Source organism: Methylomonas sp. BW4-1, from assembly GCF_052474385.1.
In genome coordinates, this window is record NZ_CP184125.1 from 4,552,380 (window position 1) to 4,569,263 (window position 16,884).

Consider the following 16,884-nt stretch of genomic DNA (forward strand, 5'->3'; position numbering starts at 1 on the left):
CCGACAAGCCGGCAAACTTACTTATAAATCAATCGTGAGCAGCCATATATGAAATGAATTTCTTACAAAATGGCGATAGCGCTGGGCCCAAACAATAATTTGATACCAAAATTTTTTTGAATTCGAGAGATTGGTACGCTGAAACTGTCTTGGATTTAGCGGCCGATATTGACCTGATGAATATGCAAAACAGGCCTTACAGGCCAGAGATCGAGAGGTTTGGAGACAAGTGGAGTTCGCGACACCGGCACGCTGAAATTGTCTTGTTTTTATAACGCAATTGCGAATTCCGATGAAATCCGTCACCTATTCCAATTTCAAAACCTCCAGGCATTTCAACCGAAACCTGCCAGTAGCGCCTACCGGCCACTTTACTAAATTCAACGATTTCAATGTATGTCCGCAATAAGACCGAAACCCGTCACATAACGTCTGAATTATCGATCTGGCACCTACAATGAAGGCCGGGGCAACCTTGATTCATAAGCCACCAGAAGAGCTCGTCCAGATTCATAAAACTCTCGGAACGTCGCTGCCAGGGTATCGCTTTGAATGCCTCTTGTACCAATCCATCCAGCGTGAATGCTTTGGGCAAACTGCGAGTTGGTGAGATATCGGGGTGCAGTCGTAAACGTAATTTGAGTGCCGCCACCAGAACCTTTAGGCCCATTGGGCCCGACTAAGAAATGCATGTATTCCCGAGGAATGTACATTCCCTTGATAAGTTCCCCAGACGCCGGTCTTAGACCAGTCGCGGGTACCAGCTTTAGCAAGAATCCATCGTCGTTAAGGCGATATTCTTGGTGAGACTGAATTGGAGCAGCGTTGTGGATGGATTTGTACACCTGGTCCATGCGTGCGAGTTCAGCACGGAACTGATTATCTGGCCGATATAGAACAACGCTTCCTTCTTCACGCATCAGCTTGTACTGAACCAAGGCAAAGAGTTGGAATTCTTCGTTGTAGTAGATGAGATCTACGCCGAGCGTGTGCTCGAGCGCATTTCTGTTTGCATAATGGACTTCAAGCCGCCTGCCACCTTGTTCAAATACCGATACGCCCGCTTCATGTTGTGGCGACATGCCCGGCCAGTTAAACAGGTCATGCTGTATTGCCGACTCTTCTTGAACGTAGCGCTGCGGAATTCCCTTCATGAATGACGAGCGCCCAGTTCCAAGGTTGGCTAGCTTCGCTGTTGCAGCGCTCTCGTTCACTTCAACGACAGTATCGTCGTAAGGAACCCATTCGCTCAATACCTGATTGCGGAGTAGGTTGCTTCCAGAAAAGATGTCCAAGGCAATGCCGAGAGCCTCGCGCTCTTGAAGTAGAATGTCTGCCGCCTCACCATTCAGGCGATAACCTGAATATCGCCGTAGGGACAAGATTCGGTCAATGTCTTCCACCAAATTTGGTCGCTCGGCTTTAATTGCGGAGATTAGTGCCGCCCAAGTGGCGGGTGGAATGATGCCACCTGCGCCTTGGGAGGTTTTAATGAAGTAGCGTTGAAGCCTTTCATTGAGACGCGATTCAACTGCACGAATGGAAATCGCATTCAGATTGACCAGTCCAGAGAAATCAATGCGGTTCTTAGACGTGACAACACGCTTCCCTTTCTTCGCCAATGATATGTAATCAATAGTCGAGTCAGTAAAGCTAAGCAGGGCAATGTTCAGTTTCCCAAGCTCCCAGTCTGGAACGCTCAGTGCATCGGAAAACGACTCGTAGCCTTCATCCGCTGTGTCTAGAATAAGATCATTTCGCCGCTCTTCGTCGAAGCGAAGCAGCAATCCGGTGGCTTTGGTAGACATGGATGGTTATCGATATGGAATAAGCTGGCTAGTATAGAGCTAAAGGGGCGCAAAGCGGAGCGTCCCTTTGAGCGAGGGGTTATGTGCTGCTTGGCAATGGGAATTTGCCTGCAGCGATTTCATCTTTCATGGCCGATATAAGTATGGCTACGGGGTTGCTCCCTGAAACCGATTTCATGTCACTGGCTACCTCGCCAGACATTTGGACGATACGATCACTAAAACCGCCCGAAGAAATGTAACCTTCTAAATGTCCATCTTCCTCTGCACGATAGACAACTAATTCGAATTCGTTGCCGTCGTATTCGTGAATTTCTTTGGCTGCAAGATTCATGTGATAAAACATCTTTTCTCCTATGGCAAATAACAAGCTATTAAGCTGTTAACCGAATATCTGGTTGATTTTGGGGTGAAAACGCAGTCAAACCCATAACTACCATTAACCAAAACATCACTTTCCTTGTGAAACCGGTAGACGATTAGGGGCTGTTGCCGTTTTACATGGGTAACCAAATAAAAGCGCAGGCCAAAGCGACAACGCCTTCAAAATTGCGTTTCAATTTGTCATATCGCGTCGCGATGGCTCTGAAATGTTTCAATCGCGCAAAGACATTTTCAACGCGGTGGCGATATTGGTAGAGGCACCAATCCATTCCGTCATTCCCGACGATTGAATTTTGTTTTCTAGGAATGATAGGGACACTCCCTTTCTCTCGAATTTGAATCCGTAGAGGTTCACTGTCATAGCCTTTGTCAGCGACCGTGTAGTCAGCCAAAGGCAGTTTAGCCACTAATTCCGGCGCTTCTTTGCAGTCATGGACTTCACCACCGGTGATCGAGAAATGAATAGGCAGCCCACAGACATCAACGGCCATATGGATTTTCGTGGTGTGACCCGCAACGGATTTCCCAATCGCGGCATCCTGTTCATGAGCCGCACCACTACTATGCTGATGCGCTTTCACGATACTGCCGTCAATAAAGGTCCATTCCAAATCCGGTGCCACAACCAGGCCTCGAAAGATGCCCATCAGTTTTTCTTGCAGTGACCACGCATTAAACCGTTTGTAGACTGCATTCCACTTACCAAACGTGGCAGGCAGGTCTCGCCAGGGGCAGCCGACTCGCATGCGATAAAAAATCCCTTCTACCGTTTGCCTGAGCGAAGGCTTGTCATAAATCCCCAGGCTTAACAGGATGGCTTTGAATTTATTCCAGTATGCATCCGTAAACATTTGTCGCGGCATAGCTCACTTGTCTTCTGATTGAAAAATCAATCAATGAGGCAGAGCCGTTCGATTTCAAGGCTATCGTTTCAAAATGGCAACAGCCCCTAGTTTCTTATTCTGACGATCAATATCATTTGTTCCGGCTCAATAAAAAACCAGACTGCCATTAGGTCATCTGGTTTTCTAAGGCGTTACTGAAAATTTAGCAGTAGGAGAAATTGCCGGATTTTTTCATTATCTACGTCACTATTTTTTCACTAACTTGTCATTTTTTTCATTAATAGTGTCATCCGACAATCACCGTTATACATCCAAGTTGGCCACATCCAAGGCGTTCTTAACTATGAAATCCCGACGTGGTTCCACCACATCGCCCATTAGGGTGGTGAAGATTTCGTCAGCGGCTACTACGTCGTTGATGGTAACTTGCAGCATGCGGCGGCCGTTGGCGTCGAGAGTGGTTTCCCAAAGCTGTTCCGGGTTCATTTCGCCTAAACCTTTGTAACGCTGGATGTGTTGGCCTTTTTTGACTTCTTTCATCATCCATTCGAATGCTTGCTTGAAGTTATCCACTTGCTGTTCGCGTTCGCCCATGCGCATGACGGAGGTTTCGCCGAACATGCTGAGGGTTTTTTCCACGTAGCGGGCGATTTTTTGATAATCGTTGCCGGCGAAGAAGGGCGCATGCAAGACAAAGCTTTTGGTAATGCCATGCAAGCGTTTGCTGACTTCCACATCGAAGTCGTCGCTGCCGCGATATTTTAGTTCGGTGTTGAATATGGCTTTATGGCCACCCTCGTTCAGATTTTTTTGCAGCAAATCCAACCAGGCTTGCAGTTTTTGTTGATCGGCTTTGATTTCGTCGCTTAGCACCTGCATGTAGGTCATTTGCTCTAAGTACAGGTCATCGTAGCGTCTGGACAGGCGATTGATGATGCTCATCACGTCGGCAAATTCTGTCGCCAGCTTTTCCAGGCCTTGGCCTTGGATGACCGGGGTATCGGCATCGGTTTGTAATTGCGCTTTATCCAAAGCCAGTTGAATCAGGTATTGGTTTAAAGCGTTGTCGTCTTTGACATAATGTTCTTGTTTGCCTTTTTTGACTTTATACAGCGGCGGCTGGGCGATGTAGATGTGGCCGCGCTCCACCAGCTCCGGCAATTGCCGATAGAAGAAGGTCAGTAACAGAGTACGAATGTGCGAACCGTCGACGTCCGCGTCGGTCATGATGATGATGCGGTGGTAGCGGAGTTTGTCGATGTTGTATTCGTCTTTACCGATACCGCAGCCCAGCGCGGTTATCAGGGTGCCGACTTCTTCCGATGAAATCATACGGTCAAAGCGGGCGCGTTCCACGTTAAGGATTTTACCTTTCAACGGCAGGATGGCTTGGGTGCGGCGATCACGGCCCTGTTTTGCGGAGCCGCCCGCCGAGTCCCCTTCCACTATGAACAGTTCAGATAGGGCTGGATCTTTTTCCTGGCAATCGGCGAGTTTGCCGGGTAAGCCGGCGATATCCAGCGTAGTTTTGCGGCGGGTCATTTCGCGGGCTTTTCTAGCGGCCTCGCGAGCTCTTGCGGCATCAATGATCTTGTTGACGATGGCTTTGGCGACTTGCGGCTGTTCCAGTAGGAACTCTTGCAACTTTTCGTTCATAGTCGATTCGACCAAGGGTTTTACTTCCGACGACACCAATTTGTCTTTGGTTTGCGAGGAGAACTTAGGATCGGGCACTTTTACCGATAACACGGCGGTTAAGCCTTCGCGAGCATCGTCACCGGTAGTGGCAACTTTCTCTTTTTTAGCCAAGCCGTTGGTTTCGATGTATTGATTGATGGTGCGAGTCAACGCGCCTCTAAAACCGGCCAAATGCGTGCCGCCGTCGCGCTGGGGGATATTGTTGGTGTAGCAAAACACGTTCTCCTGGTAGGAGTCGTTCCATTGCATCGCCACTTCCACCACCACGCCCTCTTTCTCAGCGATAAAGTGGAAAACTTTTTCAAACAGCGGGGTTTTGTTTTTATTCAGATGTTGCACGAAAGCGCTGATGCCGCCTTCGAATTCAAATACATCTTCTTTGCCGGTTCTTTCGTCGCGCAGGGAGATTCTTACGCCGGAATTCAAAAACGACAGTTCGCGCAAACGCTTGGCGAGGATGTCGTAGTGAAATTCGATATTGGTGAAGATAGTGGGGCTGGGTTTGAAGTTTATGTAGGTCCCGCTGCCTTCACAGTCACCTATTACTGCTAAGGGCGCTACTGGCTCGCCGAGGATGTATTTTTGCATGTGCAGCTTGCCGTTCTTACGAATCTTCAGCGTTAGCTCTTCAGACAAGGCATTTACCACCGAGACACCTACGCCGTGCAAGCCACCAGAGACTTTATAGGCGTTGTCGTCGAACTTACCGCCGGCGTGCAGGATAGTCATGATAACTTCAGCAGCGGAACGGCCTTCTTCTTTGTGTATATCAACCGGAATGCCGCGACCATCATCGTAAACGGATATCGAGCCATTTTCGTGAATCACGACATCGACGCCTTTGCAGTATCCGGCTAATGCTTCGTCGATGGAGTTATCGACGACTTCGAATACCATGTGATGCAAACCGGAGCCGTCATCGGTATCGCCGATGTACATGCCTGGACGTTTTCTGACTGCATCCAATCCTTTAAGTACTGTGATATTCGAACTGTCGTAATTTTCACTCATGGGTATATCCATTGTGTTGTGTTTTACCGCAACGATGCCTGGCTTTCATATCGCACATGAAGCCGTTGTATCGTGTGTGATGGGAGTTGTTAATTTTTTATTATTTGTTCCACGTGAAACATTAAAGTTGTTTTACGTCGCCTTGTTCCACGTGAAACCATTTATAGTTTTCTACTGAACTTAAATCACCAAAATCAGCTATATCGGTACTGCTGATAAAAACCTGGCAGTTCAATCCAACGAGGTATTTTATCAATTTTGCCCGGTTTTCTGTATCCAATTCGGACGCTAGATCGTCAATGAGAATACAGCAGGAGTATGGGCTTTCCTGATTCAATAAAGTCACTTGTGCCAACATCAGTGCCAAAACTAAGAGCTTTTGTTGTCCGCGTGACAGATAGTCTTTAGCCAATCTTTTATCTTGATAAGTGTGAAAGTCCGCCCGGTGCGGTCCGCTATGGGTAAAGCCGTAGCGTATGTCTCGCTCCAGATCGTTTTTCAAAATTAAGTCTAAGGCTTGCCTATCATCCCAGCCGGGCAAGAAGCGTAAATCAACATCCTCCTTATTTAAGAAATGGCTAGCCATTTCTAAAAACACCGGTTGCAAGCTCGCTAAATAGGCCAAGCGAAAATCGTTAATCACCTGCCCATATTCCACAAGTTCCTTATCCCACGCCGGAAACTGTTTGAGTTGCCGCGTTTTCAACAAGGCATTCCGTTGCTGCAAAGCCTTATTAAACTTGCGCCAACAAGGCAGAAAGTTTTTGTGTTGATTAAAAATACCCCAATCCAAAAACTCCCTTCTAATCTGCGGCCCGGAATCGAGTAAACGATAACTCTTGGGATGAATCAACTGCACCGGCAATGCATATGCCAAATCCGCTTTTTGTCTATCTTCCTGATCGATGCGGATTTGGCATTGTTTATTGTCAATCTGTATCCCCAGCGTACTGACCGAACCGGACTGTTGTCGATTTTGCGCGGAGATGGTCAATTGCGACTGCTCGAAAGCAATGGCCTGTTTGGTATGGGTAGTTCTAAAGGAGCGAGATCTACCCAAAATAAAAATGGCTTCCAACAGCGAACTCTTACCGCTGGCATTGGCACCAGTGATGAAATTAATAGCAGGAGACGGCGAAATACTAACAGAATGGATGTTTCTGACCGACAGCACATCCAGCTTTAACAAGGTCATAATCCCAGGACAACCTACATCCGCATTGGCATCACAATAAATTTAAATAATGGCTGTTCGGGTTCTTCGATGAAACAACTGCTGGCGTTGCCGGCTATGGTCAGCACCGCCATTTCTGAATCCAAGTTGGATACTGCATCCAGCATATATTGCGAATTAAACGAGATGCTCAACGGCTCGCCTTGATAATCGATGATCAATTCTTCCTCGGCCTCGTCATGCTCGGGATTATGGGTACTGAGTTTCAACAAATCGCCGGAAATATCGAAAGTCACACCCTTGTATTTTTCATTGGACAGAATCGCTACCCGCGTTAACGCATCTCTCAAGACTTGTTTTTGGATCAACAACGGACTCATAAAACTTTGATTGAACACTTTACTGAAATCCGGGAATTTGGCATCGATCAGCTTTGACGAGAACACTACATCCTTGTAATAAATTCGGATGTTGTTGCTGGAAAACTGGATGTTCAATTCTGCGTCTGCATCGTCCAGCAAACGACTCAATTCCTGCACCGCTTTTCTGGGCATGATGATGCGGGATTCATAGCCAGTCGCTTGACCGATATCATCTTCATAAATCGACAAACGATGACCATCTGAAGCCACCAGTTTGAGTTTGGAATTGCTAACGTTGAGCAATAAACCGTTCAAGTAATAGCGTACGTCCTGATTAGCCATGCAAAACACGGTTTTATCCAGGGCTTTCTTGAATTTGCCGGCATTCAGCAAAAAGCTATGCTCAAACTCGGACTCGTTGAACTCCGGATAATGTTCCGCCGGTAAAGTACTCAAAGAAAACCGGCTGCGGCCGGAGACGACCTTAACTTTATCGTCTTGCAACTCGAAATGAATTTCCGCGCCATTCGGTAATAAGCGGCAAATATCCAGAAATTTTCTAGCGGGAACGGTAATTTCCCCGGAATGCGCTATTGATTCGATATTTAATTTAGCAACAATCTGAATTTCGGTATCCGTACCGGTCATAACCAATTGTTCGTCGCTGGCTTGCAACAGCACGTTGGACAGAATCGGCATGGTCTGTCTTTTCTCGATAACGCTGACGATTTGCTGCAACGGCGGCAAAATTTGATCTCTGCTAATAATAAATTTCATATAAATATCTTTTATATATTGTTACTACTATGTAAACAAAAAGCTGTGGAAAACCTGTTTTACCTAATTTAAATCAAAATCTTAGCATGTATCAAACATTGTTGTCGGATACCTATTTAGCTTGTATGGGGTTTGTGGATAACCTAAAGGACGTATTTTCGGCACACTTTATCCACAACTTACACGCAATTAATGCGATAAGGTTCTCAACAGGTTTTTGTAATCTTCCGCCATCTTTACATCGTCGTCTTTCAACTCAGCCACGCGCTTGCAGGCATTGATGACCGTAGTGTGATCGCGCCCACCGAAGGCGTCGCCGATTTCTGGATAACTGTGAGAGGTCAACTCTCTAGCCAAACACATAGCGACCTGTCGTGGCCGAGTGATGGACTGCTTGCGGTTTTTTGAGGATAAATCGGCCACTCGGATCTTGAAATACTCGGCCACTGTCTTCTGAATGTTATCGATGCTGATCAACTTGTCTTGCAAACTAATCAAATCGTGCAACGCTTCCTTGGTAAATTCCAAGGTAATGTCGCGGCCGGTAAATTGCGAATTGGCTACCACGCGGCGCAAGGCACCTTCCAGATCTCTAACATTGGAAGGTATGCGTTTAGCAATAAAGAAGGCGATATCTTGATCCAGATCCACACCCACCTGCATAGCCTTTTTTATCAAGATCGCGGCCCGGGTTTCCAGATCCGGCGGTTCTATCGCCACCGGCAAGCCCCAACCGAAGCGAGATTTCAAACGGTCTTCCAGACCATCGATTTCCTTCGGATATTTATCGCAGGTTAAAACCACCTGATGTTTGTTATCCAGCAGGTTGTTAAAGGTGTGGAAAAACTCTTCTTGCGAACGTTCCTTGCCCGCCAGAAACTGGATGTCGTCCATCAATAAAATATCGATGCTGCGGTAGTACTCTTTAAACTGGTTGATGCTGTTTTGTTGCAGCGCCTTGACCATGTCCTGTACGAATTTCTCGGAATGCAGATAGACGATATTGGCATCCGGTTTTTTCAACAAAACCGCGTTGCCTATGGCATGCATCAAGTGGGTTTTACCCAAACCGGAACTGCCGTAGATAAACAGCGGGTTGTAGACCTTGCCGATGTTATCCGAAACCGTCATCGAAGCGGCTCTGGCCAATTGATTGGATTTACCTTCCACAAAGCTCTCAAAAGTGAAGGCTTTGTTTAAAAAATTCGGTTGATTCTTCTTTTGGGTCGGACTCTTGCTGAGTGTTGGTGCTTTGATAGCCGGCGATTTTTTACTGCCGATTTCAAACTGCACCGCCAAGGTTGCATTGGAAAACTCGTTGACCGCATCTTCGATGATCGCGAAAAAATGCTGTTTGATATGGTCGATAATAAAGCGGTTGGGAGCAAGTAATTTTAACTGGCTGTCGGTTTCCACTGCTTGCAGCGGCCTGATCCAGGTGCTGAAATCGGTACTGGGAATTTCATGTTCAAGCTTGGCCAGGCAGTTGTTCCAAATCACACTCATCGGCATTCAAGAAGGGGCTTAGAAAGGCCTTGCATGATACCACAGTGACCGCTTAGGGCTTGACTCTGTGGACGTTATCAGAAAAGAATGACGGCCGCATGGATAACCCTCATTACTACACATGATTTCGGGCAAACTTTATATTATTTCTGCGCCATCCGGGGCGGGCAAAACCAGTCTGGTTAAGCAACTGATTGCCGAGACTGACGATCTGGCCGTCTCGGTGTCGCACACTACCCGGGCAATGCGCAGCGGCGAACAAGATGGCGTCGATTATTTTTTCGTCTCTGTTGACGAATTTAAAGCCATGATCGAACGGCAAGCCTTTTTGGAGCACGCGCAAGTGTTCGATAATTTCTACGGCACCGCACAGCAGACCGTGGAAGATAATCTGGCCAAAGGCTTGGATGTGATCTTGGAAATCGATTGGCAAGGCGCACAGCAGGTAAGAAGAATGTTGCCGGAAAGCTTGTCGATCTTCATCCTGCCGCCATCCATTGAGGTATTGAGCCAGCGTTTGCAAAATCGCGGTCAGGATAATCCTGAAGTGATTGCCCGACGTATGCGCGATGCGGTGACTGAAATGAGCCATTATCCGGAGTACGACTATCTGATCGTTAACGACGATTTCAATCTGGCTTTGCATCAACTGAAAAGCATTGTTACCGCAAACCGCTTAACCCAAAGTCAACAACAACAAACCTTGGCGCCATTGCTGCAAGATTTACTTAACTAATAAAACTAACAACACTTATGAAAACTAGAAAAACTTCTTATCTCTTTACGACGTTGATTGTTTCGGCGTTGACCATTGCCGGCTGCTCCAGTGATGAAGCGGAAACCCCAAAAGCTAGCGCTAGCGCCGGCACTGCCAAAAAAGCGGTACACAGAGTAGATACCGGCGAAGCCACTGAACCCGAGAAACGCCAGTTCGAAAAAGAGTTTTCCGCCAAATGCGTTGAACGGGAACTGAAAAATTCGAATAACAAAGACGTCGATGAAAAACGTTTTCAAGAAAGCTGCGACTGCATCGCCGAACACATCATGAAAGACCTATCGGAAATCGATGCCGAGAAATATCTGGAAGACCACGAAGACACCCACACCTTGCAGATCAAATTCGACGCTGCGGCTTATTTCTGTTTGCAAAACAAACCGCAACCCAAAGGCCCGCATTTGTTTGGCAAACCGCAATAACAATGTAGGTTGGGTTGGGTCGATAACGCACAACTCAACATTCAAAGCCCCCGTGTTGGGTTACGGCTAGTGCCTAACCCAACCTACACGATTTCTCTATCCTTCATCCCCATGACCCAATCTTCCGAATTATTTTCTCAAGCCAAACAATACATTCCCGGCGGCGTCAATTCGCCGGTGCGTTCCTTCAGCGGCGTCGGCGGTACGCCGGTATATTTTGATCGCGCAGCCGGCGCTTATGTTTACGACAGCGAAGGCAAGCGTTACATCGATTATGTCGGTTCCTGGGGGCCGATGATTTTGGGCCACGCGCATCCGGCCGTGATCGAAGCCGTCAAGCACAGCGCCGAAAAAGGTTTGAGCTTTGGTGCGCCCACCGAGATCGAAACGCTAATGGCGCAAACAGTTTGCGAACTGCTGCCGTCGATAGACATGGTACGCATGGTCAGCTCCGGCACCGAAGCCACCATGAGCGCGTTGCGCCTGGCACGCGGTCATACCGGTCGCGACAAGATCGTTAAATTCGAAGGTTGCTACCACGGCCATTCCGATTCCTTGCTGGTCAAGGCCGGCTCCGGCGCGTTGACCTTCGGCGTCCCCAGCTCACCCGGCGTACCGGCCTCGGTCGCTGCCGACACCCTCACGCTGACTTACAACGACAGCGATGCGGTACGCAGCACCTTTGCCGAACTGGGCGACAAGATCGCTTGCATCATCGTCGAACCGGTGGCCGGCAACATGAACTGCATCCCGCCGGAACCGGGCTTCTTGCAAACCTTACGCGACGTCTGCGACCAATATGGCAGCGTACTAATTTTCGATGAAGTAATGACCGGCTTTCGCGTCGGCTTGCAAGGCGCGCAAGGTCTATACGGCATCAAGCCGGATTTGACTACGCTGGGTAAAATCATCGGCGGCGGCCTGCCGGTCGGTGCTTTCGGTGGCAGCCGCAAGATCATGGAATATCTGGCACCGCTGGGTCCTGTCTATCAAGCCGGCACTTTGTCCGGCTGCCCGGTGGCGATGGCCGCTGGCTTGAAAACTCTGGAATTGATCAACCAGCGCGGCTTTTACGACGCCCTGACTGCCAAAACCTCAACATTGCTGCAAGGCCTGCAAGCTGCCGCCGATCAAACCGGCATCGCCTTCACTACCAATCAGGTCGGTGGCATGTTCGGTTTGTTCTTTAGCAATGAGAAATCGGTCAGCCGTTTTTCCCAAGTGATGGCTTGCGATGTAAATCGCTTTAGGCAATTCTTCCATGCGATGCTGGACAAAGGTGTGTACCTGGCGCCGTCGGCTTTTGAAGCTGGATTTGTCTCTGCCGCGCATTCTGATGAGGACTTGCAGGCAACGGTGGATACGGCGGCTGAGGTGTTTAAAGGATTATAAAAAATGAGTTTGGTGGAACGATATACAGAAACCTTTTAGCTACTTGTTATGTTTTTCAGCAGTCTCACTCCCAATGGAAGAACCGAATGTATACACCTCTAAAGTGGCAACAAGCTAGCCAGCTTCCATCACATACTTATATTTGTGGTTATTGCGGGGTGTCAGTTGCATCTGAAAAAGGTTGGTATGCGCAAGCTCAGTCAGGCCAAACAGCCGGATTTCTTTATATTTGCCATAAATGCTCACGGCCAACTTTTTTCGACTACACCAATATCGGAAAACAAACCCCTGGGGTGGCCTTTGGTGAGACGGTTCAGTATATCCCTGATTCAGGTACTGAAACACTTTATAACGAGGCGAGAGCTTGTATTGGGGCTGGTTGCTATTCATCAGCGGTCCTGTCATGTAGAAAGCTACTAATGCATCTGGCAGTCTCTCTCGGAGCCAAAGCAGGAGAGCCGTTCATTAATTATGTGCAGTTCTTGACTGACAATCATTATGTGCCTCCTGGAGCTAAAGGTTGGGTTGACCATATTCGTAAAAAAGGTAACGAAGCAAATCATGAGATTACATTGATGACTCAAGCTGAAGCCGAGGAGCTATTGGCTTTCGTTCAGATGCTCCTAAAAGTTATATTTGAGTTTCCTGTTTCAATTCAAAATAAAATTGCACCATTAAAGTCTGTGTAGCTCCGATTAGCGAAGCGTAATCGGAGGCATGAAAGCCTGCCTTCGTGCGGTTACGCTACGCTAACCGCACCTACCAATCACTTTTCGACGCGGTGCTTGGGCCAGTCAAGTGGCTGGGTTTCGCGTTGCTCTCCCCAGCCTAACTATTCTCCGGTTTTGAGATAGATCGGTTTATTTCTAACAAACGATCATCGCGTTCACGCACCAGCCAATACGTCACGCCCAACACCAATGTCGCTGCTGCCAAGGCCAGCAATACATCGGCGGAAGTTTTGCTCAGATCCAGCACGATAAACTTGCGCGCCAATGCCAACATCGCAATCAACAGCACGACCTTGGTTTGAATGACACTTTGTTCGCGGGTCACGACGTATTGCAAGGTGTGATTAAACTCCAGCGCGATCAGTAAGGTCATGATTTCGCCGAACACCTGTTGAAATATTTCGTGGTCCAAAGGATTCAACGCATCGAATACTAATCCGCCGATTACGCCAACGAATAACCTGAACAACGCGACGCTGACCACCAACATCACCAAAAAAGTCAGGGCAAACGCCACACCGCTTTCGAAGCGTTGATAAAACGTCAATGCATTCCAGTCCCTACAAAAACTTCGCCAACTTGATATGTGATTTTTCATGCCGTGTACTCCGTGATCTTCAAAAGATAAATGCACTTAGTATGAATATGCGCGAAAGTAGTTGCCGCGAGTTAGAATTTCAATATCCCCCATTCTTGGCGCGGCAGCGGTTTTTACAGCTGTCAGCCAGCCCGCGTAAATCCGATTAGCGAAGCGTAATCGGAGGCATGTAAAGCTCCCATTCGTGCGGTTACGCTCCGCTAACCGCACCTACCAAACCTTGTTTTTTCTGACATAGCGAATAGCCGAGTGGCTAGGATCATTCATTACCGTAGCCCAATAACGACTTTCATCCTATAATGGTACGGAACTTCCGTACAGGAGAAAGCCATTATGGAAACCGTAAGCGTCAATCAATTTCGGGACAATTTAAAAAGCTACGTCGAGCAAGTGGTCGATAATCACGAGCCATTGAAAGTCACCCGCCGAGCAGGCGATGCATTTGTGGTGATCAGCGCAGACGATTGGGAACGGGAGCAGGAAACGCTTTATGTGCTGCAAAACGCCAACCTGATGGCACAAATCGCTGCTTCCGCCGCCACACATACTCAACAACAAGGCTACCGGCCAAGCGAAGAGCAATTCAATGAGATCGCTGGCATTTGAAGGTAACACTTGGGCTGTCTACGAAGAGCTTAGAGACAAAGACAAAGTTTTACACAAAGCGCTGTGCAAACTGCTCAAGGAAATGCTGCGCGGCGATCCCGCAACCGGTTTGGGCAAACCGGAGCCCTTGCGTCACAATCTTGCCGGACTTTGGTCCAAGCGGATTTCGCACAAAGACCGGCTGATTTATAAGTTCGACGATAACTGCATTTATATTTTTGCTATCGGCGGACATTACGACCAACATTGAAAGTGAGTAACTGAGCGTCGCCATCGCTCAGCGGTACAATTTTGATTTTCGCCATTCCCACCCGCTAATCCCAAGCCTACAATCTCTCCTGATAACTCAAAGCACGCTTTCCCAGCTTTGAAAACCAAAGATTTGTGCTTTCTGGCCAAATCGTATATTCCTTGTCTAACTGATTTGGACGAAATAGATGAATAAGCAGCCAACTAACTTGCCAGCCCCCTGCCCCAAAAAGCAGAGGTATCGCCTAAACCTGAGTAATTTAGCCCAGCGTAAGATTTCTGGTCGGAAACTGCTTTACGCCACTTGTCTACTTGTCGGGTTTTCCAATATAAGCCACGCCGATTTTGTTACCCATCCGCTAACCGACGCACCGTCTCCAAAGCCATCGGAACCAACAACGCCGGCCGCGCCGGAAACCACTGATACCGGCCAGCCTAACCAGGCCGAGATTGACTTTAACGAGCAGTTTGGCGAAAAGAAACTGGGTACCTGCAGCATGACCTACAAGATGGAGGGCTTTTCGCTGGCTTATAAGCAATACGACGGCACCGGCGAAATCACCTGTCGCAATGGCCAAAAGGCCGCAGTCAAGCTGTCCTCAAAAAGCATAGGCTTTACGATTGGTTATTCGGTTATCGAAGGCGAAGGCCATTTCACCGATGTGAAATATATCAGCGAAATTTTTGGCGATTACATTTCGCTGGGTAATCACTTTGGTATTAAAAACTCGGTGGATAGGCAAGTATTGACCCGTGGTGAAATTTCCCTGGTGTTGATGGGTAAAGGCAAGGGCTTTGACATTGGTTTTACGATTGGGGATTTGTCGATCAAGCCGCGGTAAACCGTCTGCTTGATTTATTAAGAGGATTTCGATGGAAACAGGAATAGGGATGGCACTGGCGGCAATACCGTTGGCGGCTTTGCTTGGTTACCTGACTTGCGCCTGGCTGAGCGTTAAGCGGCAGCGCGAATTGCAAAGTCAGTTAGAGCATCAGCAACAGCAAGTCCAGCAACAAGCCGTTAAATTGGCCGTGGCGGAAGAGCGGGTTTTGCTGTTGGCGCAAAAGGAATCCGAGTTGCAGATGTTACAGCAACAATTGTTAGAGTTGAAAACCGAAAACGCGGATCTCAACGCTCGTCAGCAAGAACAACACAAAAGCAACGCTGAGAAAATCCGCCTGCTGCAAGATGCGGAAAATCAGCTAAAAACCCAGTTCGAGAATCTGGCGCATAAGATCTTCGAAGAACGCGGCAAGCAATTTACCGAACACAATAAAGTCAGTATCGAAAGTTTGGTCGCGCCACTTAAGCAACAGCTCGGCGAATTCAAGAGCCGCGTCGAAAGTGTTTACGACAACGAAACCAAAGACCGCATTTCCTTACGCGAGGAAATCGTCTCGTTACGCCGCGATACGGCCAAAATGAATCAGGAAGCGCTGAACCTGACCCGCGCCTTGAAAGGCGATCATAAAATCCAAGGCAACTGGGGCGAAATGATCCTGGAAAAAGTCTTGGAACAATCCGGCTTGCGCAAAGGTATCGAATACGAAACTCAAGGCGCGTTTCGTGATGAAGACAATCGGGTGTTCAAGCCCGATGTCATCGTCCGCTTACCGGAAAACAAGGATGTGATCATCGATTCCAAAGTCTCTCTAGTAGCCTATGAGCGCTATTGCTCAGCAGAGGACGATACTCAGCGCATCGAAGCCCTGAAACAACACACCGAAGCGGTCAGAAACCACATCAAAGGCTTAAGCAATAAAGACTATTCCAGTTTGAAAGGTTTACGTTCACTGGATTTTGTATTGCTGTTCATGCCCATCGAAGCTGCCTTTATGGCGGCTTTCCAGGCCGACGAAAAGTTATTCAATGACGCTTTCGAACACAAGATCGTCGTCGTTACGCCGACTACCTTGTTGGCGACTTTGCGCACCGTGCAAAACATCTGGCGATACGAACAACAAAACGAAAACGCCCGCTTGATCGCCGATAAAGCCGGCAGCCTGTACGACAAGATCAGAGGTTTTGTCGAAGACATTGAAAAACTGGGTAACCAACTCAGCACGATACAAAAAACCTACGACGGCATCGTCAACAAATTGAGTAGCGGCAGCGGCAATCTGTTGCGTCAAGCCAGCGCTTTTGAAGAGTTGGGGGTTAAGGTCAAAAAGAAGCTACCTAAAAGCCTGACCGAACAAATGTCATCGGAGGATTGATGTTTCCGTGATCTGAAATACTCAGGTCCAATCATCGTAGTAATAATAACTTTATATATATCTTTAGATTGTTATTACTATTAAGGCGGAAAAATCTGTGGAAAACACTGTTTATATGAATTTATTCATAGCCTTATTAAAAATTAACGCTGTTATACAGCGGCGTTTTAGCTTGTTTACAGTCTGGGGATAACTAGAGTCCGGGTTTTTACAGACAACTTATCCACAAACTCCTAGCTGTTCGACCAACAAGTTTTCAACAGAAACTGTGTTTTTTGGCAGGCTTTTTTCCGGCGATACTCGCAACAGCTCATTAGATAGGAGTAGCA

Annotated in this window: 16 protein-coding genes; 8 read left to right on the forward strand and 8 right to left on the reverse strand. The window is 47.7% G+C overall.

All coding sequences use genetic code 11. From position 1 onward, the window contains the following. Positions 1 to 452 precede the first annotated feature (452 nt). The 7 genes from ACH5Y9_RS21045 to dnaA all read right to left on the reverse strand — a co-directional run bounded on the left by ACH5Y9_RS21045 (position 453) and on the right by dnaA (position 9,565). A complete protein-coding gene (locus tag ACH5Y9_RS21045; RefSeq protein WP_445367468.1) occupies positions 453 to 1,808 on the reverse strand; it encodes a hypothetical protein in 1,356 nt (451 codons plus the stop codon). Positions 1,809 to 1,887: 79 nt separating this feature from the next. Continuing rightward, positions 1,888 to 2,154: a hypothetical protein gene (locus ACH5Y9_RS21050; RefSeq protein WP_445367469.1), complete on the reverse strand. Its 267-nt coding sequence runs from the start codon at positions 2,152 to 2,154 to the stop codon at positions 1,888 to 1,890. A 151-nt stretch (positions 2,155 to 2,305) separates the two neighbouring features. Next, positions 2,306 to 3,055, reverse strand: coding sequence for an IS5 family transposase (locus ACH5Y9_RS21055; RefSeq protein WP_445367470.1), 750 nt, complete (start codon positions 3,053 to 3,055; stop codon positions 2,306 to 2,308). Between the two features lie 285 nt (positions 3,056 to 3,340). Next, positions 3,341 to 5,746 (reverse strand): DNA topoisomerase (ATP-hydrolyzing) subunit B, encoded by a 2,406-nt coding sequence (gene gyrB / locus ACH5Y9_RS21060; protein WP_445367471.1) that lies wholly within the window; start codon positions 5,744 to 5,746, stop codon positions 3,341 to 3,343. Between the two features lie 121 nt (positions 5,747 to 5,867). Further along, positions 5,868 to 6,941 carry a DNA replication/repair protein RecF gene (gene recF / locus ACH5Y9_RS21065; RefSeq protein WP_445367472.1) on the reverse strand — a complete coding sequence of 358 codons (1,074 nt, stop codon included), beginning with the start codon at positions 6,939 to 6,941 and terminating at the stop codon, positions 5,868 to 5,870. 14 nt (positions 6,942 to 6,955) lie between these two features. Then, positions 6,956 to 8,059, reverse strand: a complete 1,104-nt coding sequence (dnaN, locus tag ACH5Y9_RS21070; protein WP_020484043.1) for a DNA polymerase III subunit beta — start codon at positions 8,057 to 8,059, stop codon at positions 6,956 to 6,958. Positions 8,060 to 8,248: 189 nt separating this feature from the next. Continuing rightward, the gene (dnaA, locus tag ACH5Y9_RS21075; protein WP_026147079.1) at positions 8,249 to 9,565 is read right to left on the reverse strand and encodes a chromosomal replication initiator protein DnaA; all 1,317 of its coding nucleotides are present in this window, start codon (positions 9,563 to 9,565) and stop codon (positions 8,249 to 8,251) included. Positions 9,566 to 9,686: 121 nt separating this feature from the next. Here dnaA and gmk point away from each other — a divergent pair, with 121 nt between their 5' ends. From gmk to ACH5Y9_RS21095, 4 genes are all read left to right on the forward strand, one after another. After that, positions 9,687 to 10,301 carry a guanylate kinase gene (gene gmk, locus ACH5Y9_RS21080; RefSeq protein WP_020484045.1) on the forward strand — a complete coding sequence of 205 codons (615 nt, stop codon included), beginning with the start codon at positions 9,687 to 9,689 and terminating at the stop codon, positions 10,299 to 10,301. 17 nt (positions 10,302 to 10,318) lie between these two features. After that, positions 10,319 to 10,762, forward strand: coding sequence for a hypothetical protein (locus tag ACH5Y9_RS21085; RefSeq protein WP_445367473.1), 444 nt, complete (start codon positions 10,319 to 10,321; stop codon positions 10,760 to 10,762). Positions 10,763 to 10,873: 111 nt separating this feature from the next. Further along, complete coding sequence (gene hemL, locus ACH5Y9_RS21090) at positions 10,874 to 12,154, forward strand: glutamate-1-semialdehyde 2,1-aminomutase (RefSeq protein WP_445367474.1); 1,281 nt, start codon at positions 10,874 to 10,876, stop codon at positions 12,152 to 12,154. 86 nt (positions 12,155 to 12,240) lie between these two features. Then, complete coding sequence (locus ACH5Y9_RS21095) at positions 12,241 to 12,843, forward strand: DUF4145 domain-containing protein (RefSeq protein ID WP_445367475.1); 603 nt, start codon at positions 12,241 to 12,243, stop codon at positions 12,841 to 12,843. A 139-nt stretch (positions 12,844 to 12,982) separates the two neighbouring features. Here ACH5Y9_RS21095 and ACH5Y9_RS21100 read toward each other — a convergent pair whose 3' ends face one another. Then, a complete protein-coding gene (locus ACH5Y9_RS21100; RefSeq protein ID WP_445367476.1) occupies positions 12,983 to 13,483 on the reverse strand; it encodes a phosphate-starvation-inducible PsiE family protein in 501 nt (166 codons plus the stop codon). A 333-nt stretch (positions 13,484 to 13,816) separates the two neighbouring features. Here ACH5Y9_RS21100 and ACH5Y9_RS21105 point away from each other — a divergent pair, with 333 nt between their 5' ends. The 4 genes from ACH5Y9_RS21105 to ACH5Y9_RS21120 all read left to right on the forward strand — a co-directional run bounded on the left by ACH5Y9_RS21105 (position 13,817) and on the right by ACH5Y9_RS21120 (position 16,555). Beyond that, on the forward strand, positions 13,817 to 14,089 hold the full coding sequence (locus ACH5Y9_RS21105) for a type II toxin-antitoxin system Phd/YefM family antitoxin (RefSeq protein WP_445367477.1): 273 nt from the start codon (positions 13,817 to 13,819) through the stop codon (positions 14,087 to 14,089). Beyond that, positions 14,070 to 14,339, forward strand: coding sequence for a Txe/YoeB family addiction module toxin (locus ACH5Y9_RS21110; RefSeq protein WP_445367478.1), 270 nt, complete (start codon positions 14,070 to 14,072; stop codon positions 14,337 to 14,339). Before ACH5Y9_RS21105 ends, ACH5Y9_RS21110 begins: the two co-directional genes overlap by 20 nt. A 187-nt stretch (positions 14,340 to 14,526) precedes the next feature. Then, a complete protein-coding gene (locus tag ACH5Y9_RS21115; RefSeq protein ID WP_101053640.1) occupies positions 14,527 to 15,180 on the forward strand; it encodes a hypothetical protein in 654 nt (217 codons plus the stop codon). Between the two features lie 31 nt (positions 15,181 to 15,211). Further along, a complete protein-coding gene (locus tag ACH5Y9_RS21120) occupies positions 15,212 to 16,555 on the forward strand; it encodes a DNA recombination protein RmuC (RefSeq protein ID WP_445367479.1) in 1,344 nt (447 codons plus the stop codon). Positions 16,556 to 16,884 lie beyond the last annotated feature (329 nt).